This is a genomic window from Aquabacterium sp. (assembly GCF_049317225.1).
In the GTDB taxonomy this organism is placed as follows: Bacteria; Pseudomonadota; Gammaproteobacteria; order Burkholderiales; family Burkholderiaceae_C; genus Aquabacterium.
On sequence record NZ_JBMOIR010000008.1, the window covers coordinates 68,005 to 92,263 of the forward strand.

General features: G+C 61.3%; 16 protein-coding genes. 8 read left to right on the forward strand and 8 right to left on the reverse strand.

Features of this window, described 5'->3' with window-relative positions; translation table 11 throughout:
• The first annotated feature begins 56 nt into the window (after positions 1 to 56).
• The 5 genes from ACOYNB_RS07640 to zapE all read left to right on the forward strand — a co-directional run bounded on the left by ACOYNB_RS07640 (position 57) and on the right by zapE (position 7,348).
• The gene (locus tag ACOYNB_RS07640; protein WP_422838508.1) at positions 57 to 2,915 is read left to right on the forward strand and encodes a 2-oxoglutarate dehydrogenase E1 component; all 2,859 of its coding nucleotides are present in this window, start codon (positions 57 to 59) and stop codon (positions 2,913 to 2,915) included.
• Positions 2,916 to 3,023: 108 nt separating this feature from the next.
• Complete coding sequence (gene odhB, locus ACOYNB_RS07645) at positions 3,024 to 4,301, forward strand: 2-oxoglutarate dehydrogenase complex dihydrolipoyllysine-residue succinyltransferase (RefSeq protein ID WP_422838509.1); 1,278 nt, start codon at positions 3,024 to 3,026, stop codon at positions 4,299 to 4,301.
• Between the two features lie 78 nt (positions 4,302 to 4,379).
• Positions 4,380 to 4,700, forward strand: coding sequence for a PspC domain-containing protein (locus tag ACOYNB_RS07650; protein WP_422838510.1), 321 nt, complete (start codon positions 4,380 to 4,382; stop codon positions 4,698 to 4,700).
• 26 nt (positions 4,701 to 4,726) lie between these two features.
• A complete protein-coding gene (gene lpdA / locus ACOYNB_RS07655; protein ID WP_422838511.1) occupies positions 4,727 to 6,166 on the forward strand; it encodes a dihydrolipoyl dehydrogenase in 1,440 nt (479 codons plus the stop codon).
• A gap of 69 nt (positions 6,167 to 6,235) precedes the next feature.
• Positions 6,236 to 7,348 (forward strand): cell division protein ZapE, encoded by a 1,113-nt coding sequence (gene zapE / locus ACOYNB_RS07660; RefSeq protein WP_422838512.1) that lies wholly within the window; start codon positions 6,236 to 6,238, stop codon positions 7,346 to 7,348.
• A 13-nt stretch (positions 7,349 to 7,361) separates the two neighbouring features.
• On the opposite strand, the gene ACOYNB_RS07665 is transcribed toward zapE, so the two are convergent.
• A complete protein-coding gene (locus ACOYNB_RS07665) occupies positions 7,362 to 8,123 on the reverse strand; it encodes a PP2C family protein-serine/threonine phosphatase (protein ID WP_374257365.1) in 762 nt (253 codons plus the stop codon).
• 99 nt (positions 8,124 to 8,222) lie between these two features.
• Here ACOYNB_RS07665 and ACOYNB_RS07670 point away from each other — a divergent pair, with 99 nt between their 5' ends.
• Positions 8,223 to 8,426 (forward strand): YdcH family protein, encoded by a 204-nt coding sequence (locus ACOYNB_RS07670; RefSeq protein WP_374257363.1) that lies wholly within the window; start codon positions 8,223 to 8,225, stop codon positions 8,424 to 8,426.
• Between the two features lie 35 nt (positions 8,427 to 8,461).
• Here the strand turns inward: ACOYNB_RS07670 and ACOYNB_RS07675 are convergent, their stop codons facing one another.
• Together ACOYNB_RS07675 and map are read right to left on the reverse strand one after the other, a co-directional pair.
• Positions 8,462 to 11,053, reverse strand: a complete 2,592-nt coding sequence (locus ACOYNB_RS07675; protein WP_422838513.1) for a [protein-PII] uridylyltransferase — start codon at positions 11,051 to 11,053, stop codon at positions 8,462 to 8,464.
• A gap of 76 nt (positions 11,054 to 11,129) precedes the next feature.
• Entirely contained in the window at positions 11,130 to 11,942 is an 813-nt protein-coding gene (gene map / locus ACOYNB_RS07680) for a type I methionyl aminopeptidase (RefSeq protein ID WP_422838514.1), read from the reverse strand.
• A gap of 185 nt (positions 11,943 to 12,127) precedes the next feature.
• Between map and purL the strand changes: the two genes are divergently transcribed.
• The gene (purL, locus tag ACOYNB_RS07685; RefSeq protein ID WP_422838515.1) at positions 12,128 to 16,150 is read left to right on the forward strand and encodes a phosphoribosylformylglycinamidine synthase; all 4,023 of its coding nucleotides are present in this window, start codon (positions 12,128 to 12,130) and stop codon (positions 16,148 to 16,150) included.
• A gap of 82 nt (positions 16,151 to 16,232) precedes the next feature.
• On the opposite strand, the gene ACOYNB_RS07690 is transcribed toward purL, so the two are convergent.
• Together ACOYNB_RS07690 and ACOYNB_RS07695 are read right to left on the reverse strand one after the other, a co-directional pair.
• Positions 16,233 to 17,393 (reverse strand): alkane 1-monooxygenase, encoded by a 1,161-nt coding sequence (locus ACOYNB_RS07690; RefSeq protein ID WP_422838516.1) that lies wholly within the window; start codon positions 17,391 to 17,393, stop codon positions 16,233 to 16,235.
• Positions 17,394 to 17,425: 32 nt separating this feature from the next.
• On the reverse strand, positions 17,426 to 18,460 hold the full coding sequence (locus ACOYNB_RS07695) for a 2Fe-2S iron-sulfur cluster-binding protein (RefSeq protein ID WP_422838517.1): 1,035 nt from the start codon (positions 18,458 to 18,460) through the stop codon (positions 17,426 to 17,428).
• A gap of 118 nt (positions 18,461 to 18,578) precedes the next feature.
• On the opposite strand from ACOYNB_RS07695, the gene ACOYNB_RS07700 reads away from it, so the two are divergent.
• A complete protein-coding gene (locus ACOYNB_RS07700) occupies positions 18,579 to 19,583 on the forward strand; it encodes an AraC family transcriptional regulator (protein ID WP_422838518.1) in 1,005 nt (334 codons plus the stop codon).
• Positions 19,584 to 19,600: 17 nt separating this feature from the next.
• On the opposite strand, the gene ACOYNB_RS07705 is transcribed toward ACOYNB_RS07700, so the two are convergent.
• The 3 genes from ACOYNB_RS07705 to ACOYNB_RS07715 form a co-directional block, all read right to left on the reverse strand.
• Positions 19,601 to 21,613, reverse strand: a complete 2,013-nt coding sequence (locus tag ACOYNB_RS07705) for a DUF945 family protein (RefSeq protein ID WP_422838519.1) — start codon at positions 21,611 to 21,613, stop codon at positions 19,601 to 19,603.
• A 130-nt stretch (positions 21,614 to 21,743) separates the two neighbouring features.
• Positions 21,744 to 22,646, reverse strand: a complete 903-nt coding sequence (locus ACOYNB_RS07710; RefSeq protein ID WP_422838520.1) for a ribose-phosphate diphosphokinase — start codon at positions 22,644 to 22,646, stop codon at positions 21,744 to 21,746.
• Positions 22,646 to 24,232 carry a thymidine phosphorylase family protein gene (locus tag ACOYNB_RS07715; protein WP_422838521.1) on the reverse strand — a complete coding sequence of 529 codons (1,587 nt, stop codon included), beginning with the start codon at positions 24,230 to 24,232 and terminating at the stop codon, positions 22,646 to 22,648. Before ACOYNB_RS07715 ends, ACOYNB_RS07710 begins: the two co-directional genes overlap by 1 nt.
• Positions 24,233 to 24,259 lie beyond the last annotated feature (27 nt).

Genomic DNA, 24,259 nt, shown 5'->3' on the forward strand with positions numbered 1-24,259 from the left:
GCGGAAGGTTTTTAACCAGCCAATGTCCCAGGAAACCTGGGAGTGAGGTGAGCGAAATGATGCAGCAGTTCAGGTCGAATTCGTACCTGTTCGGGGGTAACGCCCCCTACGTTGAAGAGTTGTACGAGGCGTATCTCGACAACCCCGGTTCTGTGCCAGATAACTGGCGCGCCTACTTCGACGCCCTCCAGAACGTTCCCGCAACGGATGGCACCGATCATCGTGACGTGGCGCATGCGCCGGTTGTCGAGTCGTTTGCCCAGCGTGCCAAGGCCAATGCCTTCATGGTCAAGACCAGCTCCGCTGATCTGGCCGTGGCGCGTAAACAGGTGCACGTTCAATCTCTGATTGCTGCCTATCGCTTCCTCGGTTCCCGCTGGGCGGATCTGGATCCGCTCAAGCGTCAGGAACGCCCCAAGATTCCTGAACTGGAGCCTGCGTTCTACGATCTGAGCGAGTCCGACATGGACATCACGTTCAGCGCCACGAACACGTACTTCACCAAGGCTGAGCACATGACCCTGCGCGAAATCGTGCAGGCTCTGCGTGAAACCTACTGCGGCAGCATCGGCGCCGAGTTCATGCACATCACCGATCCAGGTGAAAAACGTTGGTGGCAAGAGCGTCTGGAATCCATTCGTTCCAAGCCCACATTCAGCGCCGAGAAGAAAAAGCACATCCTCGAGCGCCTGACTGCTGCCGAAGGTCTGGAGCGTTTCCTGCACACCAAGTATGTGGGGCAGAAACGCTTCTCTCTGGAGGGGGGTGAGTCGTTCATCGCGTCCATGGATGAACTGATCCAGCGCGCTGGCGAAAGCGGCGTGCAGGAAATCGTGATTGGCATGGCCCACCGTGGTCGCCTGAACGTGCTGGTCAACACCCTGGGTAAGCAGCCCAAGGATCTGTTTTCCGAGTTCGAGCACACAGCACCCGAGCACCTTCCCGCCGGTGACGTGAAGTACCACCAAGGCTTCTCGTCTGACGTGTCGACAGCCGGTGGCCCAGTTCACTTGTCGCTGTCGTTCAACCCGTCTCACCTGGAAATCGTGAATCCGGTGATCGAGGGGTCGGTCAAAGCGCGTATGGATCGCCGTGGCGACACCAAGGGCTCGCAAGTGTTGCCGGTGCAGGTGCACGGTGACGCTGCCTTCGCAGGGCAGGGCGTTGTCATGGAAACGCTGGCACTGGCCCAGACCCGTGGCTACTACACGGGCGGCACGGTGCACATCGTGATCAACAACCAGATCGGTTTCACGACCTCTGATCCACGCGATACCCGCTCGACGCTGTATTGCTCTGACGTGGTCAAGATGATCGAAGCCCCTGTGCTGCACGTGAACGGCGATGATCCGGAAGCCGTCGTGCTGTGCACGCAGCTGGCCATGGACTACCGTCAGCAGTTCAACAAGGACGTGGTGGTGGACATCGTCTGCTTCCGCAAGCTGGGCCACAACGAGCAGGATACGCCTGCCATGACCCAGCCGCTGATGTACAAGAAGATCGGTCAGCACCCTGGCACCCGCAAGGTCTATGGCGACCGCTTGGTGGCCGGTGGCTCGATGCCTGCCGATGGCCCTGACCAGTTGGTCAAGGAGTACCGTGCGGCGATGGAAGCCGGTAAGCACACGGTCGATCCTGTGCTGACCAACTTCAAGAGCAAGTACGCGGTGGACTGGACGCCCTTCCTGAACAAGAAGTGGACCGACTCGGCTGACACCGCTTTGCCACTGGCGGAGTTCCGTCGTCTGGCTGAGCGCATCACGACCATTCCCGCCAACTTCAAGCCCCATCCTCTGGTGCAGAAGGTCATTGACGACCGCGCTGCCATGGGCCGTGGCGAGATCAATGTGGACTGGGGCATGGGCGAACACATGGCCTTTGCCTCGCTGGTGGCTTCGGGCTATCCGGTGCGTCTGTCGGGTGAAGACTGCGGTCGCGGTACTTTCACCCACCGTCATGCCGTGCTGCACGATCAGAACCGTGAAAAGTTCGACGAAGGCACGTTTGTGCCACTGCAACACATCGGTGAGAACCAGGCCCCGTTTGTGGTCATCGACTCCATCCTGTCTGAAGAGGCTGTGCTGGGCTTTGAGTACGGCTACGCCGGCTCTGACCCCAACAGCCTGGTGATCTGGGAGGCGCAGTTCGGCGACTTCGTCAACGGCGCACAGGTGGTGATTGACCAGTTCATCGCCTCGGGTGAAGTGAAGTGGGGTCGTGCCAATGGTCTGACCCTGATGCTGCCGCACGGCTACGAAGGTCAGGGCCCCGAGCACAGCTCGGCTCGCCTGGAGCGCTTCATGCAGCTGGCCGCTGACAACAACATGCAGATCGTGCAGCCCACCTCGGCCAGCCAGATCTTCCACGTGTTGCGTCGTCAGATGGTGCGTCAGTTCCGCAAGCCTCTGGTGCTGATGACACCGAAGTCCTTGCTGCGTAACAAGGACGCGACTTCGCCACTGAACGAGTTCACCCGCGGTGAATTCCGCACCGTGATCGGTGAGGTGGACGAGAGCATCGATAACAGCAAGGTCAAGCGCGTGGTCTGCTGCTCTGGCAAGGTCTATTACGACCTGGTCAAGAAGCGTGCAGAGAAGAAGGCCACCGACACGGCCATCATCCGTGTTGAGCAGCTCTATCCGTTCCCTCACAAGGCTTTCGCGGCCGAACTGAAGAAGTATCCGAACCTTGCCGAGTTCGTGTGGTGTCAGGACGAACCTCAGAACCAAGGTGCTTGGTTCTTCGTGCAGCACTACATCCACGAGAACATGGCCGATGGTCAGAAGCTGGGTTATGCCGGTCGTCCGGCATCCGCTTCGCCGGCAGTGGGTTACGCCCACTTGCACCAGGACCAGCAAAAAGCACTGCTGGACCAGGCATTCGCCAAGCTCAAGGGCTTCGTTCTGAACAAGTAAGGTTTAGGCGATCGCGGCTCGCCGGTGTGGCGCCGAGTTCATCTGCTCGATTGACGTAGGTGGGCGCCCCGGCAGACCGAGCTGCGATCGCAACAGGAGATACACATCATGGCAATCATTGACGTCAAGGTTCCTCAGTTGTCTGAGTCGGTGGCAGAAGCCACCCTGTTGCAGTGGAAGAAAAAGCCTGGAGAGGCCATCGCTGCGGACGAAATCCTCATCGAGATCGAAACCGACAAGGTCGTTCTGGAAGTGCCCGCACCTAGCGCCGGTGTGCTGGCCGAGTTGGTGGTGGGTGACGGCGGCACCGTGGTCTCTGACCAGGTGATCGCTCGCATCGACACCGAAGCATCTGCAGGTGCAGCGGCTGCTCCGGCAGCAGCACCCGCAGCGGCTCCTGCTGCTGCGCCCGCAGCCGCTGCGGCCGCAACAGGTGGTAGCAAGGCTGATGTGGCCATGCCTGCCGCCGCCAAGCTGTTGGCTGACAACGGTCTGAGCGCTTCGCAAGTGGCCGGCACGGGCAAAGATGGCCGCGTGACCAAGGGTGACGTGCTGGCCGCCGTCGCGGGCGGTGCCAAGCCCGCAGCGCCTGCTGCTGTGGCACCGACCGCCGGTATCCCGACCGGTGTGCCCACCAATTCGTTGCCCGCCGTTCAGGCTCCCGTGGCACCGAACAACCTGGCTGACCGCCCTGAGCAGCGCGTGCCAATGAGCCGCCTGCGTGCCCGTGTGGCCGAGCGTCTGCTGCAGTCGCAAGCCACCAATGCCATCCTGACCACGTTCAACGAAGTGAACATGGCGCCGGTGATGGAAATGCGCAAGAAGTTCCAGGAGAAGTTCGAGAAGGAACACGGCTGCAAGTTGGGCTTCATGTCCTTCTTCGTCAAAGCTGCCGTGCATGCACTGAAGAAGTACCCCGTGTTGAATGCGTCGGTGGACGGTAACGACATCGTCTATCACGGTTACTTCGACATCGGTGTGGCCGTGGGCTCGCCCCGTGGCTTGGTGGTGCCCGTGCTGCGCAACGTTGACCAGATGACCTTTGCCGAGATCGAGAAGAAGATTGCGGAGTTCGGTGTCAAGGCGCGTGACGGCAAGCTGGGTATTGAAGAAATGACCGGCGGCACCTTCTCCATCTCCAACGGTGGTGTGTTCGGTTCGATGCTGTCGACCCCCATCATCAACCCACCTCAATCGGCCATCCTGGGCGTGCATGCCACCAAGGATCGCGCGGTGGTGGAGAACGGTCAGATCGTGATTCGTCCGATCAACTACCTGGCCATGTCGTACGACCACCGCATCATCGACGGTCGCGAAGCCGTGCTGGGTCTGGTGGCCATGAAGGAAGCGCTGGAAGATCCAGCACGCCTGCTGTTCGACATCTGATTTTGAGTTTTGCGGCCGGACGGGCCTCACAAGGGCCCGCTCCGGACCTGCATTCAGCCGGATTTCCAGGAGCCACCCATGTCCGTTGCGGATGAACTCGTCAAACTGGCGTCTCTTCACGAGAGAGGCGTGTTGACCGACGAGGAATTCCAGCGGCTCAAATCCAAGCTCATTGATGGAGGGCAGATCCTCTCCCCAGTGAGTCGGGAGCCCGCAGCGGTCAATCGCCTGCGTCGGTCACAAGCCGATCGCTGGCTGGGTGGAGTCTGTGGCGGTATCGCCGTCCTGACTGACACCGAGTCCTGGGTCTGGCGTCTTGCCTTTGCGTTGTTGTTCCTGTTCTGGGGCGCAGGCCTCATGCTCTACATCCTGCTGTGGATCTTCGTCCCGCACGAATGAACACGCATTAACTAGCCAAACACACCATGTCCAATCAATTCGACGTTATCGTCATCGGCGGTGGCCCTGGCGGCTACATCGCAGCCATTCGCGCCGCTCAACTGGGCTTCAAGGCCGCTTGCATTGACGAGTGGAAGAACGACAAGGGCGGCCCCGCACCGGGCGGCACTTGCACCAACGTGGGTTGCATTCCTTCCAAGGCCTTGCTGCAGTCGTCCGAGCACTTCGAGCAGGCTTCGCACCACTTTGCCGATCACGGCATCACGGTCGATGGCCTGAAGATGGACGTCGCCAAGATGATTGGCCGCAAGAACACCGTCGTGAAGCAAAACAACGACGGCATCTTGTACCTGTTCAAGAAGAACAAGGTCAGTTTCTTCCACGGCCGCGGTTCTTTCGTGAAGGCAGCAGACGGTGGTTATGAGATCGCGGTGGCTGGCGAGAAGGCTGAAACCCTGGTTGGCAAGCACATCATCGTGGCAACCGGCTCGAACGCACGTCAGTTGCCCGGCGCCGAGTTCGACGAGAAGCTGATTCTGTCGAATGAAGGTGCACTGGCCATCGGCGAAGTGCCGAAGAAGCTCGGTGTCATCGGCTCTGGCGTGATCGGCCTGGAAATGGGCTCGGTCTGGCGCCGTCTGGGGGCGGAAGTCACGGTGCTGGAAGCGCTGCCGACCTTCCTGGCTGCCGTGGACGAGCAGGTTGCCAAAGAAGCACAGAAGGCGTTCACCAAGCAAGGCCTGAAGCTGCAATTGGGCGTGAAGATCGGTGAGATCAAGACCACCAAGAAGGGCAAGGCACAAGGCGTCAGCGTGGCGTACGCCGATGCCAAGGGTGAAGCACAACTGCTGGAAGTGGACAAGCTGATCGTGTCGATCGGCCGGGTGCCCAATACCAACGGTTTGAATGTCGAAGCCGTTGGCTTGAAGCTGGACGAGCGTGGTGCCATCGTGGTGGACGACGACTGCAAGACCAACCTGCCCAATGTGTGGGCGGTCGGTGATGTGGTGCGTGGTCCGATGTTGGCGCACAAGGCAGAAGAAGAGGGCGTGGCTGTGGCCGAGCGTATCGCTGGTCAGCATGGTCACGTCAACTTCAACACCATTCCCTGGGTGATTTACACCAGCCCAGAGATCGCCTGGGTCGGCAAGACCGAGCAGGCGTTGAAAGCGGAGGGCCGTGCCTACAAGGCCGGTTCCTTCCCGTTCATGGCGAATGGTCGTGCGCGTGCCCTGGGCGACACCACCGGTTTCGTGAAGTTCCTGGCTGATGCGCAGACCGACGAAATCCTGGGTGTGCACATCGTGGGTCCGTTTGCCAGCGAGTTGATTTCCGAAGCCGTCGTGGCCATGGAGTTCAAGGCCAGCGCGGAAGATATCGCACGCATTTGTCACGCTCACCCCAGCCTGAGTGAGGCGACGAAGGAAGCGGCGCTCGCGGTTGACAAGCGCACCTTAAACTTCTGAGTTTGCTGCGGCACTCTCAATCAGGGGCAGCATCGCTGCCCCTTTTCTTTGTTTTATCCAGTTCTTTCCATGAGCAAGCCTGCCATCTCAGTCACCCAAATGTACGAGCAGAGCCTGGCCGAGCGTGGCTACAAGGCCGACGAAGCCCAGCTGAAGGGCATCGCGGCATTGCAGCGCTGTCAGGACGAGTGGGGCGCTTACAAGGGGCAACGCTCCAATGCGTTGACCAAGATGCTGCGTTATCCGCCCTTGCCCAAAGGCGTGTACATGTACGGTGGGGTGGGGCGCGGCAAGAGCTTCATCATGGATTGCTTCTTCAATGCTGTGCCCCTGCAGCGCAAGACGCGCCTGCACTTCCACGAGTTCATGCGTGAAGTGCATCGCCAGTTGCATGAACTCAAAGGGGTGGCCAACCCTCTGGATGTGCTGGCCCAGCGCATGTCGCGCAAGTACCGCCTGATCTGCTTTGACGAGTTTCACGTGGCCGATGTGACGGACGCGATGATCTTGCACCGATTGCTGGATGCGATGTTCCGCAATCGCATGAGCATCGTCACGACCTCGAATTTCCATCCGGATGAGTTGTATCCGAATGGTCTGCATCGCGACCGTATCCTCCCTGCGATTGAGCTGTTGAAGAGCCAGTTGCAAGTGGTGAATGTGGACAACGGGACCGACTACCGTCGTCGCACGCTGGAATTGGCCAATTTGTACTTGACCCCGCTGAATGCTGACACCGAGCAGCAAATGCATGAGGTGTTTGACAAGCTGGCCGAGGTGGCCGACGAGAACGCGGCCCTGAACATCGAGCACCGTGTGCTCAAGGCCAAACGCAAGGCGGGTGGCGTGGTCTGGTTTGATTTCCAGACGCTGTGCTGCGGCCCACGTTCGCAGAACGACTATCTGGAGTTGGCCAACCAGTTTCACACCATCTTGCTGAGTGATGTGCCTCACATGCCGGTCAAAATGGCGTCCGAGGCTCGACGTTTTACTTGGCTGGTGGATGTGTTGTACGACCGTCGCGTCAAGCTGGTGATTTCGGCTGAGGTGTCTCCTGAGCAGCTTTACACCGAGGGGCCGCTCTCGCACGAGTTTCCGCGGACGGTATCTCGGCTCAACGAGATGCAATCGAAGGAATACCTCAGCGAGGAGCGCCGTATTGTCGACACCTCGCTGACTTGATGCGTTGCCGGGCTTAGCCCTCGACGCGGACGATGACGATGGAGAGGTTGTCACCACCTCCGCGTGCGCGATGGCGGGCCTTGCTGACCAGCATTTCGGCCGCTTCACGCGGGGGCAGGGTGTGCACGATGGCGCCCAGTTCTTTGGGTGTGAAGTAGTGCCACAGCCCGTCCGAGCACACCATCAGCGTGTCGCCGGTCTGGAGTTGATTGATGAAGTGTACGCCAACGGGTGGGTCGGTTTGTGTGCCCAGGCAGCCTGTGAGCAGGTTGGACTGGGGATGCACATTGGCTTCTTCTTCGGTGATCTGGCCTTCGTCGACCAAGCGCTGCACGAAGGAGTGATCCTTCGTGCGAAACACCATCTCGGGACCGCGGAAATGGTACACCCGCGTGTCACCTGCCCAAGCCACACACGCTGTGCGATCAGGATGGATCACGTAGGTGCCGATGGTGCTGTGAGGCTCTTCTTCTGAGGCAATGGCGGTGAGTTTGATCATGAGGTGGGCCTCATGGATCAACTGCGCCAGCATTTGCTCTGGGATGTCCTTGCTGGGGACGTATCGTTCAAAGACCTGCTGCGCGGTCATGACAACCTGATCCGCTGCTTTGCGGCCACCACTTTTGCCACCCATGCCGTCGGCCACCAATCCCATGACACAACCTTTTGTGCGTGGGTGTGGGAGCAGGACGAGTTGGTCTTGTTGGTAAGGCCTGTCTCCTCGGTGGATGCCGGTGGCGGCAACCAGTCGAAAACTGGAAGTTGCTGCATTCATGGGAAAACTATAATGCCGAAAAGCATTCCTTCTGGGACGATCCGAGCTCGGGTGATCCCTTGTTCACGCGTCCAGGGACGGCATCAGTCGGCCACCACGATGTCAGAAAACCTTCATTCGCCCCAACGTCAACTCATCGAACTGCGCATGGAACATGCGGATCTGGACAACTTGATTGACCGGGCAGCCGAACAATCGCCGGTGGATGAGCTGTCCTTGCGGCGCCTGAAGAAGCGTCGTTTGTTGTTGCGGGACCAGATTGCTGCGCTGGAATTGTTGCTGGATCCCAAAGAGCCGGCCTGAGGGCCGCATTGACCGCGGCGGGCTCGATGGTTGCGTCACGCTGACAGGGTGCTCAGCATTTCGGTTTCGATTTCAAGTTGTTTGCGGTCGGTGCGGAGCACGTCACCGGTGACCAGGAACGTGTCTTCCACCCGCTCGCCCAGTGTGGTGACCTTGGCGAGTTGAACGCTGACCTGGTGTTTGGCGAGGACGCGGGCAATCGAGTACAGCAGGCCGGATCGGTCGCTCGCTGACACACTCAACAGCCAGCGCTGCGCGCGTTCATCCGGGCGCAGGCTGACGCGAGGCTGGATGGGAAATGACTTCACGCGGCGAGACAGGCGTCCGCGGATCGGTTCTGGCAGCGGCTTGTCGCTGGCCACGGTTTCCGCCAATTGAGTTTCGACCAGCGCGATCATGTCGCGGTAGTGCACACCTTCGAATTTGAAGTTGTCGCCCTCCATGACCTGGAAGGTGTCCAGCGCGTAACCGCTGGCCGTGGTGTGAATGCGTGCGTCCTGGATGGTGAAGCCGGTCTGCGCGAAATAGCTGCAGATGCGTGCGAACACGTCCGCCTTGTCTGGCGCATAAACCAGCACTTGTAAGCCTTCGCCGATGGCAGAAAGGCGAGCGGCCACGACGGGCTTGTCGGTTTGAACATGCCGGAACAGCATGCGGGTGTGCCAGGCAATGTCTGCTGCGTCGTGGCGAGCGAAATAGCTCATGTCCAAGGTTTGCCACAACTTGGTTTCAATGCCGGGGGGCATGAAGTACAGCGCCAGTGTGCTGCGGGCTTGTTCCTTGCGGGCCTCGATTTCTGCATCGAGGTGAGGTTTGGACCCGCCGAGCGCACGCAGCGTCAGCTTGTACAGGTCCTCCAGTAGCTTGCCTTTCCAGGCGTTCCAGACCTTGGGGCTGGTGCCACGGATGTCGGCCACGGTCAGTAGGTAGAGACCGGTGAGGTGGCGCTCGTTGCGAACACGCTTGGCAAAGGCCTGGATGACATCGGGATCCGAGAGGTCTTCCTTTTGGGCGATGCGCGACATGGTCAGGTGCTCTGACACGACGAACTCGATCAGTTCAGCGTCGTCACCCGAAATGCCGTGGTCTTTGCAGAAACGGCGCACTTCTACGGCGCCCAGTTCGGAGTGATCGCCGCCGCGGCCCTTGGCCACGTCGTGAAACAGGGCAGCGATGTAAAGCAGCCAAGGCTTTTCCCACTGTGCGGCCAGTTGCGTGCAGAAGGGGTATTCGTGCGCATGCTCCGGAATGACGAAGCGGCGCATGTTGCGCACGACCATGAGGATGTGCTGGTCCACGGTGTAGACGTGGAAGAGGTCGTGCTGCATTTGGCCGACGATGCGGCGGAACACCCAAAGGTAGCGGCCCAGCACCGAGGTCTGGTTGAGCAGGCGCATGACGCGGGTCTGCCCCTGGTCCTCTTTGAGGATGGCCATGAAGGTGGCGCGGTTGACGGGGTCCTTGCGGAAGGCACCGTCCATGACCGTGCGGGCGTTGTACAGGGCACGCAGCGTGCGCGCAGACAGGCCCTTGAGCGTGTTTTCTTGCTGAAGCGTCAGGAACGTGGCCAGGATGGCGTGTTTGTCACGAACGTACAGGTCATCGCTGACAACTTCCAGCAAACCGCCTTTGTCCAGGAAGCGTTCGTTGATGACGCGCATGGGGGCGTCTTGGGAGCCCAGCACCCGCTCCTCGATGTTTTGCATCAGGATCAGGTTGAGCTGGGTGACAGCTTTGGCAGCCCAGTAGTAGCGGCGCATCAGCACTTCGCTGGCGCGCAGGGCAGGGGTGTTGGTGTAGCCGAAGGACTCGGCGACGGCGGTTTGCAGGTCGAAGACCAGGCGGTCCTCGCGCCGGCGCGCCAGAACATGCAGGCGGGCGCGGATGAGCTTCAGAGTGCCTTCATGGCGCTGCAGTTGCCGAGCCTCGAACGGTGTCAGCAGGCCGTTGCGGGCCATTTCGTGCCAGTTGCGGCCCAGGCGTGCTGCGCGGGCCAGCCACACCACCACTTGCAGGTCGCGCAAGCCGCCGGGGCTTTCCTTGCAGTTGGGCTCCAGCGAGTAGGGCGTGTCTTCGTACTTGGTGTGGCGCTGGCGCATTTCCAGCGTCTTGGCGGTCATGAACGCGCGCACGTCCATGTTGCGGTAGGTGGCGTGGTGCAGTTCTTCAAAGCGCGACTTGCTGCCGCACAGGTAGCGAGCTTCCAGCAAGGCCGTTTGAACGGTGATGTCCTGCTTGGCTTCCTCGCTGCATTCGTCCACGGTGCGGACGCTGGAGCCAATCTCCAGCCCGATGTCCCAGCACGCGGTGATGAACTGCTCGACAGCGGGGGCGAGGCTGTCTTCTCCTGCCACCGATGGCGTGACGGGCATCAGCAACAGCACGTCAATGTCGGAGTGGGGGAAGAGCTCACCCCGCCCGTATCCACCCACAGCGACCAGGGCTGCGCCACGAGGTAGCGATTGCGCTTCCCAGAGTTGACTGAGCGTCTGATCAACCAGCTTGGCCAGCCTGGTCAGCAAGCGACTGGCTGAGGCCGTGGTGGGGCGGCTTTGCTGAAATTGATCGAGGATCTCAGCCTTTGCTGTGCGGAACTGCTGGCGCAGGGCGGCGATGTCCAGGGACATGGTGTGCTCGATGGGGTAGGAGGCTTAGATGCGACAAGCCCCGCCGGAGAGAGGGCAGGGCTTGTGTGGGGTGCGATCAGGTCTTGGTCGACGTGATGAAGTCGGGCTGCGGTGGGCTGCCAGCTGACAGGGTCAGCACTTCGTAGCCGGTCTCCGTCACCAGCACGGTGTGTTCCCATTGGGCGGACAAGGATCGGTCCTTGGTCACGATGGTCCAGCCGTCGCCCATGGACTTGATGTCCTTCTTGCCGGCGTTGATCATGGGCTCGATTGTGAAGATCATGCCGGGCTTGAGTTCTTCCAGCGTGCCGGGGCGGCCATAGTGGAGAACCTGGGGTTCTTCATGGAACTTCTGGCCGATGCCGTGACCACAGAACTCGCGCACCACCGAGAAGCCATTGCTTTCGGCAAAGGTCTGAATGGCGTGGCCGATGTCGCCCAGGCGCGCGCCGGGTTTGACCTTGGCGATGCCCTTCCACATGGCGTCGTAGGTGAAGGCGCACAGACGCTTGGCAGCAATGGAGCCGTTGCCGCAGATGAACATGCGGCTGGTGTCACCGTGCCAACCGTCTTTGATGACGGTGATGTCGATGTTGACGATGTCACCATCCTTCAGGGGGCGATCGTTCGGGATGCCGTGGCAGACCTGATGGTTGATCGAGGTGCAGATCGACTTGGGATAGGGCTTGTGTCCACCGGGTGCGTAGTTCAGGGGCGCGGGAACGCAGCCTTGAACGTCGACCATGTAGTCGTGTGCAAGCTTGTCCAGCTCTTCGGTGGTGGCACCAGGTTTGACAAAGGGCGTGAGGTAATCCAGCACTTCGGAGGCCAGTCGGCACGCGATGCGCATGGCGTCGATGTCGGCGCCGGTCTTGATGGTGATCGTCATGGGACGAAATTATCCGCAATTCGCGTGCCTTGTGCTGTCACATGGGTTTCAGTTTCCACACGCGAGGCGGTCTTTTGGTGTCAGGGGCCGGTAAAATTCGCTTTTTCGCCTGTCAGTTGCATGCCTTTGCGTGCGACTGTCCCCCATACGGCGCTTGCGCCCCGACCGAACGCACCACTTCTGTGATGTCCACTCTGATGCACTTTGAGGGCGGCAATGCCCTGGCCCCTCACCAAGTCCAGGCACTCCTGCCCAAGCTCCAAGCCATCAATCCCCGGATTGCTGGCATCCATGCGCGTCATGTGCACTGGGTGGCCATGGACAAGTCGCTTGACCATGCGCAATTGGACAAGCTGGCTGCGTTGCTGACGTATGGCGACGCCTACGAAGGTCCGTCCGAAGGTGATCTGATTGTGGTGGCGCCGCGACTCGGCACCGTGTCTCCCTGGGCGTCGAAGGCTACCGACATCGCGCACAACTGCGGCATGGCGATTCGCCGTGTGGAGCGCGTGACCGAGTACCGTCTGACGGTCAAGGCCGGTGTGATCGGCGCGTTGATGGGGGGTGCCAAGGGCTTGGCAGCCGAAGACCTGCAAGCCTGCGCCGCGCTGCTGCACGACCGCATGACCGAAAGCGTGATGCTGGCCCGCGATGAAGCCCGCCACCTGTTCGACGAGAAACAGGGCGCACCCATGGAGCACGTGGATGTGCTGGGCCGTGGCCGTGTCGCCCTGGAAGAGGCCAACGTGACCTTCGGTCTGGCCTTGTCGGATGATGAAATCGAATACTTGGTCCATGCCTTCACCGGCCTGAAGCGCAACCCGACCGATGTGGAGTTGATGATGTTCGCCCAGGCGAACTCGGAGCACTGCCGCCACAAGATCTTCAACGCCAAGTTCACCGTGGACGGCGAGGAGCAGGACTTGTCGCTGTTCGGCATGATCCGCAACACTGAAAAGCTGAATCCTCAGCACACCGTGGTGGCTTACTCGGACAACGCGTCCATCATGGAAGGCCATCAAATCGAGCGCTGGATGCCCGATGGCTATACCAACGCCCCTCAGTACAAGGCCCGTGAAGAGCTGGCCCATGTGCTGATGAAGGTGGAAACACACAACCACCCTACCGCCATTTCGCCGTTCCCCGGTGCCTCGACGGGTGCGGGCGGTGAAATTCGTGACGAAGGTGCGACCGGTCGTGGTTCGCGCCCCAAGTCAGGCCTGACCGGTTTCTCGGTGTCGAACCTGCACCTGCCCGGCACCAGCGAGCCTTGGGAGCAAAACCCCATTGGCAAGCCAGAGCACATTGCCAGCCCGCTGCAGATCATGATCGAAGGCCCGCTGGGCGGCGCCGCGTTCAACAACGAATTCGGCCGCAGCAACCTGGGTGGTTATTTCCGCGTGTTCGACCAGAACGTGGGGGAGGGCGACAAGGCCATTCGCCGTGGTTACCACAAGCCCATCATGATCGCCGGTGGCCTGGGCACCATCGACGCCACGCAGACCAAGAAGATCGTGTTCGGCGCGGGCACGCTGCTGATCCAGTTGGGCGGCCCTGGCATGCGCATCGGTATGGCCGGTGCGGCGGCTTCGTCCATGGCGGCCGGTACCAACTCTGCAGTGCTGGACTTTGACTCCGTGCAGCGTGGCAATCCGGAAATCGAGCGCCGCGCGCAAGAGGTGATCAACCACTGCTGGGGCCTGGGCGCGAAGAACCCGATTCTGGCGATTCACGATGTGGGTGCTGGTGGCATCTCCAACGCCTTCCCGGAACTGGTGGACGGCGCGGGCAAGGGCGCGCGTTTCGATCTGAGCAAGGTGCCGCTGGAAGAGTCCGGCATGGCGCCCAAGGAGATCTGGTGTAACGAAAGTCAGGAGCGCTACGTTCTGGCGATTGCGCCCGAATCGTTGCCCATGTTCACCGAGATGGCCAACCGCGAGCGCTGCCCGTTTGGTGTGATCGGCGTGGCCACCGAAGCGCTGGAGCTGGTGCTGGAAGACACCACAAAGCCCGACGCTGACAAGGCCGTGGACATGCCCATGGAAGTGCTGCTGGGCAAGCCACCCAAGATGCACCGCGATGTGAAGCGCGTGCAGTGGGATGGCGGCAAGCTGGATCTGACCGGCGTGTCGCTGGACACCGTGGCGTTGGACGTGCTGCGTCACCCCACCGTGGCCAGCAAGCGTTTCCTGATCACCATCGGTGACCGCACCGTGGGCGGCTTGAACCACCGCGACCAGATGGTCGGCCCCTGGCAAGTGCCCGTGGCCGACGTGGCCGTGACCCTGGCTGACTTCAAGGGCTTTGCCGGTGAAGCCATGGCCATGGGCGAACGCACCCCGCTGGCCTCGGTCAACGCGCCTGCCTCCGGCCGCATGGCCGTGGCCGAATCCATCACCAACCTGTTGGCGGCGCCCATTGAGTTGTCTCGCGTGAAGCTGTCGGCCAACTGGATGGCTGCTTGCGGTGAAGCCGGTGAAGACGCGGCGCTGTTCGACACCGTGAAGGCCGTGGGCATGGACCTGTGCCCTGCACTGGGCGTGTCCATCCCTGTGGGCAAGGACTCGCTGTCCATGCGCACCAAGTGGAGCGACAAGGGCCAGACCAAGCAGGTGACTGCCCCGGTGTCGCTGATCGTGACGGCGTTTGCCTCGATCGCCGACGTGCGTGGCACCCTGACGCCTCAACTCGTGACCGCTGACAACGGCCAGGCACTGGACACCAGCCTGATTCTGGTGGACTTGGGCGAGGGCAAGAACCGCATGGGCGGTTCGATGTTGGCGCAGGTGCTGAACCAGTTCGGCAACGAAGTGCCTGACTGCGACAACCCCGAGATGCTGAAGTCGGCAGTCAATGCCGTGAACGCCCTGCGCGCCCAAGGCAAGCTGCTGGCTTACCACGACCGTGGTGACGGTGGCCTGTGGGCGACCGTGGCTGAAATGGCCTTTGCGGGCAACACCGGTGTGAGCCTGAATGTGGACATGCTGGTGACCGAGGGCACCGGCGTGGACGACAGCCGTGCCGACTTCGGTGACTCGAAGAACTGGGCCGGCCAAGTGGGCGAACGCCGCAACGAGCTGACCCTGAAGGCGCTGTTCAACGAAGAGCTGGGCTTGGTCCTGCAAGTGCGCACCGCTGACCGCGACGCCGTGCTGCAAACCCTGCGCGAGCATGGCCTGAGCAAGCACAGCCACGTCATCGGCAAGCCCAACACCAAGCACACGCTGGAAGTGTGGCGCGATGCCAAGGCCGTGTTCGCCGCTCCGGTGGAGCAGCTGCACAAGACCTGGGACGACGTGAGCTGGCGCATTGCCCAACTGCGTGACAACCCCGCTTGCGCCAACAGCGAACACGAAGCCATCGGCAAGGCCGCTGACCCCGGCATGCACGTGGCCCTGACCTTCGACCCGCTGGAAGACGTGGCGGCACCATTCATCAACAAGGCGCGCCCCAAGGTCGCCATCCTGCGTGAGCAGGGTGTGAACTCGCATGTGGAAATGTCGTATGCCGTGGCGCAAGGTGGCTTCGACACCTTTGACGTGCACATGAGCGATCTGCAAGCCGGCCGCGTCAGCCTGGATCAGTTCCAGGGCTTCATCGCCTGCGGTGGCTTCAGCTACGGCGACACCCTGGGTGCCGGTGAAGGTTGGGCGCGTTCGATCATGTTCAACCCCAAGCTGGAAGAGCAGTTCCTGGCCTTCTTCGGTCGCCAGGACACCTTCGCGCTGGGTGTGTGCAACGGCTGCCAGATGCTGGCTGCCCTGAGCCCGATCATTCCTGGCGCGCAAGACTGGCCCAAGTTCACGCACAACCAGAGCACTCGCTTTGAAGCCCGCCTGAGCCTGGTCGAAGTGCTGGAAAGCCCCTCCTTGTTCTTCAAGGACATGGCTGGTAGCCGCATGCCGATTGCCGTGTCGCACGGTGAAGGCTTCGCCAACTTCTCGCAGCGCGGCGACATCGCCAAGGTGCAGCAGGCCCTGCGTTACGTGGACAACACCGGTGCGGCCACCGAGGTGTATCCGTTCAACCCGAACGGTTCGCCTGGCGGTTTGACTGGCGTGACCACGGCCGACGGTCGCTTCACGGCCATGATGCCGCACCCTGAGCGCGTGTTCCGCAACATCCAGATGAGCTGGACCAGCGGCAACAAGAGCGATGCCAGCCCTTGGCTGCGCATGTTCCGCAACGCCCGCAAGTGGGTGGGGTGACCGGCCCCCTTGCCGATGATGCGGCAAACAAAAAGGCACCGTCAGGTGCCTTTTTTCATGGGTGCTTGGCTGCTGGTGTCAGTCAGCGGCCTTGCAGGGCTGCAATGCCGCTGCGTGCATTGGCTTGTGCGGCAAGCTTGCGCTCTTCGCCTGAGGCGTAGTCGCGATCCCAGGCTTGCACTTTGGGTGTCATGAGCTTGTGCCACAGCGGCGGGATCATGGCGACCATGATGGTGGTCAGGTAGCCGCCAATCATCATGGGGGCGTCAGGGAAGGGCTTGAGGTCCTGATAGGGCACCTCGCCTTGGGCGTGGTGGTGCGAGTGGCGGGTCAGGTTGAACATGGCCCACGAGCTGATGCGCTTGTTGGTGTTCCAGGAATGGCGGGGTTGCACCGGCGTCGCAGGGTTGCGCACCATGCCGTAGTGCTCCATGTAGTTCACGATCTCCAGCAGTGACTTGCCCCACAGCGCACACGCCACAAAGAAGCCTGCTGCCGCCCAGCCGCCTATGGCATATGCCACACCGACCAGCAATGCGCTCATGAGGTGCCCGCGGATGACCGCGTTGTGCCATGAGAAGAGGGCCTGCCCCTTTCGCGCCAAACGCTTGGCTTCGATGTGCCAGGCGCTGATGTTGCCCTTGATCGTGGAGGCGACGATGTGGAAGTACACGTTGCGACCGCGCGGTGCGGTGGCAGGGTCATCAATGGTCGACACATAGCGGTGGTGCCCGTAAACGTGCTCGATCGAGAAAATGGTGTCAAAACTGAAGGCCAGCAACCAGCGGCCGATGAACATGGACACCGGGTCCCAGGTGCGGTGCGTGAGCTCGTGGGCCGTGATCGTGCCCACCATCCCGATCATCAGACCTGTGATGACGATGCCTGACACGTGGTGCGGCCAGGTGGTAGCGTCTCGCGCCGCGAGGACGTCATAGCCAGTGAGTTGTGTCAGCCAGGCGCCGAAGCCCAGCGGGTCACCGGAGGACACGGTCCACACGGCCGAGAACACGATCATCATCAACAAAGGCAGCGCCAGCCACAACTGCACCGTCAGGATGCCGGGATGCTTGAACTGTGGAGTGGAGGTGTCGTCGCCACAGACGGCATCGCCAATCAGGTAGACCACGAGGACGGTGAGCAGCCCTGCGGTGGTGTAGCCGCCTCCAGCCACGATCGCGGCCATCGACAGCAAACCAATCGCATGGAAGAGGAAGTACTTGAGGTAGTGAAGGATGATCATGTTGTCTCTTGTTGTGGTGGGTGAGAGGGCGATCAGGCTGCCGCGCAGAGCGGGTCGTGCAGCGTGGTGAACCGGTCGGTGAAGATGTGATCGGGGGCCACGCCCAGCTTTTTCAACAGAGGCACAGCCGCATCGATCATCACGGGCGGGCCGCAGAGGTAGGCCTGGGCACCAACGGGCAGGTGGGTCGGGATGTGTTCGATCACCATGCCGCGTGCGCCGGTCCAGCCGGGCTCGATGTCGTCGGCCGACAGCACCGGCACGAAGTGGAAGGCCGCAGGCCATTGGCGCTCAAGGGCCTGGATTTGATCGAGTGCGTAGAGGTCGCGAGCCTGCCGTGCGCCAAATAGCAAGGTCACGGGGCGGCGGGATTGGCTGGCGAGCGCGTCTTGCAGAAGAGCCAGGATGGGGGCCAAGCCGCTGCCGCCCGCAACCAAGAACAATGGGGCGTCTCCGGGGCGTAGCCAGAAGTCACCCAGGGGGCCGTCAACGGTGATGGCTTGGCCGATGACGTCTTGCTCGTTGATTCGGCTGGAGAACGTGCCGCCCGGGACCTTGCGCACAAAGAAGCTGACCTGCGCTTCGGGTTGCATCGGCGTAGCAAATGAGTAGCTGCGCGCGACGCCGGGCAGGGTGGTCAAGCTCAGGTTGGCGTATTGACCGGCTTTGTACGTCAGTGCCTCGTCCAGTTGCACGCGCAACTGTGTGATGTCGTGGGTCAGGCGCTCTTGGCCGATTACGCGGCCTTGGACTTGGCGACGCGCCTGCTGCGCGCTGATGTCCACCTCAATGGTCACATCGGTGGTGGGCACCGATTGACAGGCCAGGATGTAGCCTTGGTCCAGATCGGCGTCCGACAGGATGTAGCTGGCCTCCGTCAGTTCCTTGACCTTGCCGTTGAGCAGCTTGCACTTGCAAGCTGCGCAGCCACCGACGCGGCAACTGTGCGGGAAATCGATGCCTTGTCGGAGTGCGGCCTGCAGCAAGGTCTCCTTGGGCTGTACGGTAATGGCGAGCCCGTTGATCGCTGCTGTGGTCGGTTTTTTTTTAGAAAGGAAAGAAAACATGCGTTCTCCGGCAAATCCAAAGACAGATCAAGAAAGTGACCTCATCGTAAAAATTTGCGGCGTATCAGGGTAGGTTGCAAATTGACATTTATGGGTCATTTATTGACAATGCGCCGCCATGCCACAGCAAGACTTCACCCTCCCGATGCACTACGTGCGGCAGATCGCCGATCTGTTACGCGCTTTGGGTACGGATGTGCCAGCGTGGTTGGCGAAGAGCGGCTTGTCTGAATCAGACTTGCTCGACGCACAGCGCGCGGCGTCTTTCGATGTGGCATACCGGCTCATCGTTGACGCGCTGTCCTGCTCGGGTGAGCGTGCACTGGGCTTGTTGGTCGGCGAGCGGCTGGTGGTGAACACCCATGGCATCCTGGGCTATGCCGCCATGAACAGCGGCACCTTGCGCCAGGCATTGGACCTGTTTGAGCGCTACATCGGCGTGCGGACCAACTTGGTGGCGGTGAGCCATGAGGTGCAGGGCGCAGAGGTCAGGGTGCAGTTTCAGGAGCCGATCCCCCTGGGCGACATCCAGCGCACGGTGCTGGAGGCCATCGTGCTGACGGTCAAGAACGTGCTGGACTACATCACCATGGGTTCACGCCATGTGCAGTGGGTGGCCTTTCCGTTTGCGCAACCCGATTACTCAGAACTGGCCACTGACATGCTTGGGTGTGAGGTGCGCTATGGGCAGACGTGGGCGGGGTTCACGATTCCGGCTGAGGTGCTGGATCAACCCTTGACCATGGCCGATGCGGCCACCTTTGCGCAGGCCGCAGCCATTTGTGAGCGAGAGCTCGACAAGGTTCAGCAAAACGCATCGCTGGCGAACAAGGTGCGTCGCATCATGCTGGAAAAGCAGAACGGTTTTCCGTCACTGCAGGTGACGGCCCGCCTGTTTCATTTGACGCCCCGCACCTTGCACCGTCGCCTGCAGGACGAAGGAACGTCCTACAAGGAGATTCTGGAGAGCGTGCGCCACAAGCTGGCTGTGGCACACCTGACTGCCGGGCATTTGTCGGTGCAAGAGATTGCTTACACCCTAGGCTACACCGATATGGCCAATTTTCGCCGAGCGTTCAAGCGATGGGAGGGTGTGGCCCCCTCCGGCTATCGCCAGAAATAAAACGCGGATTCAGCGTGTCACTTGGTGAAGCGAGGGCGCTGGCCGTCGCGGATCCACAGCACAGCGGTTTGATAGGCATCGGCCAGGGGCGGACGAGCGGCCGCCTCGCGCTGTACTTTGTCCATGTATGCAGACAGCGTGCGGTCACGGTTGCCTGACCATTGCCATGCGGTCCACAAAGCAGCTGCCGCTTCGATCGATTGCCCAAGGTGAGCGTAGGCTTCACCCAAGGGCGCCCAGGTCGAGGTGCGGCGTGGATCCAGCAGCAAGGCGTTGGTCAGCACAGTCACCGCTTCCTTGGGGCGTTGCGCCTTGATCAGGGCGTAGCCCAGATTGCTGGCCACTTCGATGTCGCGTGGGTTCTCACGCTGTGCGTTCTGGAGCAAGGTGACAGCTTGTTGGGCATCCCCCTGCTGCAGGGCAGCCAAGGCATCGTTGTTGAGCTTGCGCGCTTGCGCCTTGTTGCCCAGATCGGGCTTGTTGAAACCATCGATGCGGGTGGCGGCCTGCCGAATCGCATCCAGGTCCTCGCGTGTGGCAGCCAGCAAGGTCTGACGTGCGCAGCTCGCCACGTCCGCGCAGGCGTTGGACACCGGTGCAGGGGCTGGGGCGGGCGCTGGTTGAGCGGGTGGCTGGGCCTCATCGGAAGGAGGTGCTGCCGGAGCGGCTGCATCGGCTGGGGCCGCTTCAGCAGGCTCGTCTACGGCCACTTCTTGCTCTGGTTCGTTGTCTGCAACCTGGGTGTCCACCTTGCCTTGCAGCACCATCATCAGCTTTTCGTCCAGAGAGGCAAGCATGTGCTGGATGCCACTGCCATCGCGAGGCTTGCCGTTGATGGTCAACGTCCCCTTGCCGTACTTGAACGATGACTGGATGCCTTCAGGAGTGGTGACCGCAAAGCCGCTGGCCACAAGCATTTCCTTTTGGGCCGCATTGAGGACTTGCCCCTTGATCAGTACTTGCCCTTCCGAGCTGACTTGCTGGTCAAGGCTCACAGATTGGCCTGTCTGAACAGGAGCCAGCGCGAGGTGCCATTGGCCTTCAATGGCACCACTTTGTCCCTTGCCGCTCAACTTGTTGATGCCGGCGGTCATGCCACTGCTCAACAGCGTCTTGATCGCATCGCGAACCCGCGTGGACTCGTCTCGCGTCAGCGTGTCCATGCCGCACGAGTTGCTCAGGACCGTGGTGAGCGTTTCAACACTGGCGGCATGCAAGCCCTTGAGGGAGGCCTCCAGCACCAAGTCCTGGAGATTCTGGTCCGCAAACTGAACACGCTTGAGGGATTGGGTGAAAGTCGAGTCGATCTTGCCGTCGTGCTCTGCGGCCACAGACTTCAGCTCAAAGCCTTCCCCGCTGGCGTCTTGCGTGCCAAATGTGGCGATGCGCAACGCCATGTCACCGATGCCGCGGTGGCGATCCTGCAGATCCATGTCGATGCTGAGTTGCTTGAGCTCCAGCGCTCGCCCATGCCCACGCAGCACCGCACGATCGAGGTTCCAGTTGAACTGGAGTGCCTTGTCGTTGGCGGCGATGCGGCCTTGTGACGGTTCGGTCTCGAACCGACTGCCTTCCGAACCATACGAAATGGCCGGCAGCTTCATCTCGGACTGCACCGTGCCGCGCCAACTCACCGCGCCTTGCCCAGACAGGGGGCTGTCGGTGCCAAAGACCTTGGCGAAGGCGGCGCTCGCGTCGCCCGTGGGGGTGAGCTTCCAGTCAAATCGCGTCGCGGCTGCGGGGGTCGGGAAATGATGGGCTTCGTAACTCACGCGGAACGTGGTGTTGCCGCCGGCATCACTTTCATGGCAGCGGTCGCGCAGAACGACGTCCACGGTCCCGCTGGAGCTCAGGTAGCCCGCTTTGTGCTGCAGGTTGCGCAGAATGATGTCGCTCTGGCCCGATGGCTTGGCCGCCATTTCGGCCAGTTGTTTGTCCAGGGCGCGTGAGCTGAACCAAGGCAATGCTGCAACGGCGGCAGCACCACAGGCGCCCAAACCGATCAGGGCGTTGCGGACAGCGGGTTTCATGTTGTTCTCCGTTGAAAGCTGGTCGATCGACCAAGCTCACAGCGTAGTCTTGACATGACACTGTCGCCGGCTCTAATCCGGGCAATATGAAAAAAATGCACGCCTTTTTGCTTGGTGTGCACGAGCCGGATCAGGCCTGAACCAGCCAAGTGTTGACGCTGCGCGCCAGCATCGGGGCCATCTCGATGGCATTGCTCTCATGAACAATGCAGTCCGTGCTCCAGATGTGGCGAACGCCAGCGTCTCGAATGACTTGCAGGGCGTCGTGCGCAAACAAGGCGTGGGTGACCGCCACGTCCACGCTGGCCGCGCCAGCATCGAACAAGAGCCGGGTGGCCACGGCCAAGGTGCGCCCCGAGCTGGCCACGTCGTCCAGCAATACGACGGCGCGTCCTTGCACGTTGACGTCCGGCAGGGTGATGCGAACATCGTGATCACCGTGGCGTGTCTTGGTGCACACGCCATGCGCAAAACCACCCACGGCCGCCGCCGAGGCGATCCATTGTGCGGACTCGGCATCGGGCCCCATGAGGATGGCGTCGGGTACTTCGCGGGCAATCAATTCGGCCAAGGCCGGGGCGCCGGACAGGCTGATGGCATAGGGTGAGTCAATGGCCTCTTGCAGGGTGTCGATGCGGTGCAGGTGGGGGTCGACCGTGATGACGCCATCGAACAGGTCTGCCAGAAATGCACCGACGATGCGCTGACTGACGATTTCACCTGGGTGAAAGGCCATGTCCTGGCGCATGTAAGCCAGGTAAGGCGTGACCAGCAGCAGGTGGCGAGCCCCCAGCTTGCGAGCTTCACGGGCGATGAGCAGCAACTCCACCAATTTGTCGTTAGGCCGGTCGAGGCTGCGATAAATCACCAATGTCTCTGGCAGGCGGCCGCTGGCATCGACCGGCAATCGCAGTCGCAACTCTTCGTCAGGGAAACGGTGTCGTTCGACACACAGTTCGGGAAGCCCGCAGGCCTCGGCCAATCGCAGTGCGGGGGCTTGCTCGTCGTCGAGGTACAGCAGATGAGCAGTCATCAGAACTCCACAAACTGGCGGGTTTCCGTCACGGTTTCACCCAAAATGAAGCCGCTGCTGCGTTCGCTGGCCTGTTGGGCAAAGGCGAGGTCAGCCGAGTACGCGGCATACACACGGTACAGCGGTTCACCGGCGCGCACGCTGTCGCCCAGCTTGTGAAGCATGTCGACACCCGCGCCCTGAACCTTGGGTGCCCCTGCCAGGCGTGCAATGCGCGCCAGTTGCAGGTTGTCGATGCTGGTAACGATGCCGTCGCGCTTGGCCAGCACTTCGTAGCTGAGCGGTGCCAGTTCGGGGGCGTCGGGGTTGAAGGGCTTGGCGCCTTGCGCTTCGATGATGGCTTTCATCTTGGCGAGGGCGCGCCCGGATTCCAGAATGTCACGGGCAATGGCGTAGCCGTCGCCCCCGCGGACATCTGGGTCGAATTCCAGCATGCGCCCAGCCAGACGCAAGGCCTTCTGGCGCAGATCATGGGGGGCACGGTGGTCGTTTTGCAGCACCCACATCACGTCTCGGGCTTCCAGAACCGGCCCGATGCCGTTGCCAATGGGCTGACGGCCGTCGGTGATGACCACGTCAATGGTCAGGCCCATGCGCTTGGCCACGAATTCGAACAGCTTGCGCAGTCGCTGCGCATCGGGGATGGTGCGTACCTTGGCGGTTGCCCCCACCGGGATGTCCAGCAACAAGTGCGTGGAACCGGCCGCGACTTTCTTGGAGATGATGGACGCCACCATCTGGCCCGGCGAGTCAATGGACAAGGGGCGCTCCACCGAGATCAGGACATCGTCGGCAGGTGACAGGTCGGAGGTGCCCCCCCAGGCTAGACAGGCTCGGTGCTCACGCACGATCTCGCTCAGACGCTCGAAAGGCGGCTCCACATTGGCCAGCACCTCCATGGTGTCGGCGGTGCCGGCAGGCGAGGTGATAGCCCGGGACGAGGTTTTGGGGCACAACATGCCATGCGCTGCCACGATGGGCACGACCAGCATCGAGGTCCGATTGCCCGGGATGCCACCGACGCAATGCTTGTCCACCACGGGGTGGGCCAACCAGTCCAGCTTGCGGCCCACCGCGGCCATTGCGTCCGTGAGACCGTAGATCTCTTCGCGGTCCATCTCACCTTGATTGGTGGCGACCACAAAAGCCGTCAGCTCGATCTTGGAGTAACGGTGCTCGGCGATGTCTTTGACGATGGCGTGATAGTCGTCGTGACTCAGGCGCTCACCAGCAATCTTGCGGTGCAGCGCAGGAATGGAGGAAGGCGGCTCGGCCTGACTGACGCGGGTCGGGTGCCCGTCGGCCACGCCCAATTGCGCAAAGGCGTCTTCGGATAGGCCCAGTTGGTCACGGTCTACGATGCAGGCGTCATCGACCACGTTCAGCGTGGCCAGGATGCGGCGGCCGTTGGCGCGAATCTCCACCTTGGACAAGGCCTGAAAGCCTTCTGCGCGATAGATGGCGCAATCCCGGTGCAGGTAGGCAACGTTCTCGCGATAGGTGTCGATGGCGACCCGCTTCAAACGCAGCAAGGGCGTGTCGTTCGGGGTCTCTGAAGGCGAAGAAACAGAATCAGCAGTCGTCATGGGGACTTGTACGATGTTTCCTTAATC

Excerpts from the sequence above, each read along its gene's own strand:
- ACOYNB_RS07640 (WP_422838508.1), top strand. The coding sequence starts at position 57 with ATGATGCAGCAGTTCAGGTCGAATTCGTACCTGTTCGGGGGTAACGCC.
- odhB (WP_422838509.1), top strand. The coding sequence starts at position 3,024 with ATGGCAATCATTGACGTCAAGGTTCCTCAGTTGTCTGAGTCGGTGGCA.
- ACOYNB_RS07650 (WP_422838510.1), top strand. The coding sequence starts at position 4,380 with ATGTCCGTTGCGGATGAACTCGTCAAACTGGCGTCTCTTCACGAGAGA.
- lpdA (WP_422838511.1), top strand. The coding sequence starts at position 4,727 with ATGTCCAATCAATTCGACGTTATCGTCATCGGCGGTGGCCCTGGCGGC.
- zapE (WP_422838512.1), top strand. The coding sequence starts at position 6,236 with ATGAGCAAGCCTGCCATCTCAGTCACCCAAATGTACGAGCAGAGCCTG.
- ACOYNB_RS07665 (WP_374257365.1), bottom strand. The coding sequence starts at position 8,123 with ATGAATGCAGCAACTTCCAGTTTTCGACTGGTTGCCGCCACCGGCATC.
- ACOYNB_RS07670 (WP_374257363.1), top strand. The coding sequence starts at position 8,223 with ATGTCAGAAAACCTTCATTCGCCCCAACGTCAACTCATCGAACTGCGC.
- ACOYNB_RS07675 (WP_422838513.1), bottom strand. The coding sequence starts at position 11,053 with ATGTCCCTGGACATCGCCGCCCTGCGCCAGCAGTTCCGCACAGCAAAG.
- map (WP_422838514.1), bottom strand. The coding sequence starts at position 11,942 with ATGACGATCACCATCAAGACCGGCGCCGACATCGACGCCATGCGCATC.
- purL (WP_422838515.1), top strand. The coding sequence starts at position 12,128 with ATGTCCACTCTGATGCACTTTGAGGGCGGCAATGCCCTGGCCCCTCAC.
- ACOYNB_RS07690 (WP_422838516.1), bottom strand. The coding sequence starts at position 17,393 with ATGATCATCCTTCACTACCTCAAGTACTTCCTCTTCCATGCGATTGGT.
- ACOYNB_RS07695 (WP_422838517.1), bottom strand. The coding sequence starts at position 18,460 with ATGTTTTCTTTCCTTTCTAAAAAAAAACCGACCACAGCAGCGATCAAC.
- ACOYNB_RS07700 (WP_422838518.1), top strand. The coding sequence starts at position 18,579 with ATGCCACAGCAAGACTTCACCCTCCCGATGCACTACGTGCGGCAGATC.
- ACOYNB_RS07705 (WP_422838519.1), bottom strand. The coding sequence starts at position 21,613 with ATGAAACCCGCTGTCCGCAACGCCCTGATCGGTTTGGGCGCCTGTGGT.
- ACOYNB_RS07710 (WP_422838520.1), bottom strand. The coding sequence starts at position 22,646 with ATGACTGCTCATCTGCTGTACCTCGACGACGAGCAAGCCCCCGCACTG.
- ACOYNB_RS07715 (WP_422838521.1), bottom strand. The coding sequence starts at position 24,232 with ATGACGACTGCTGATTCTGTTTCTTCGCCTTCAGAGACCCCGAACGAC.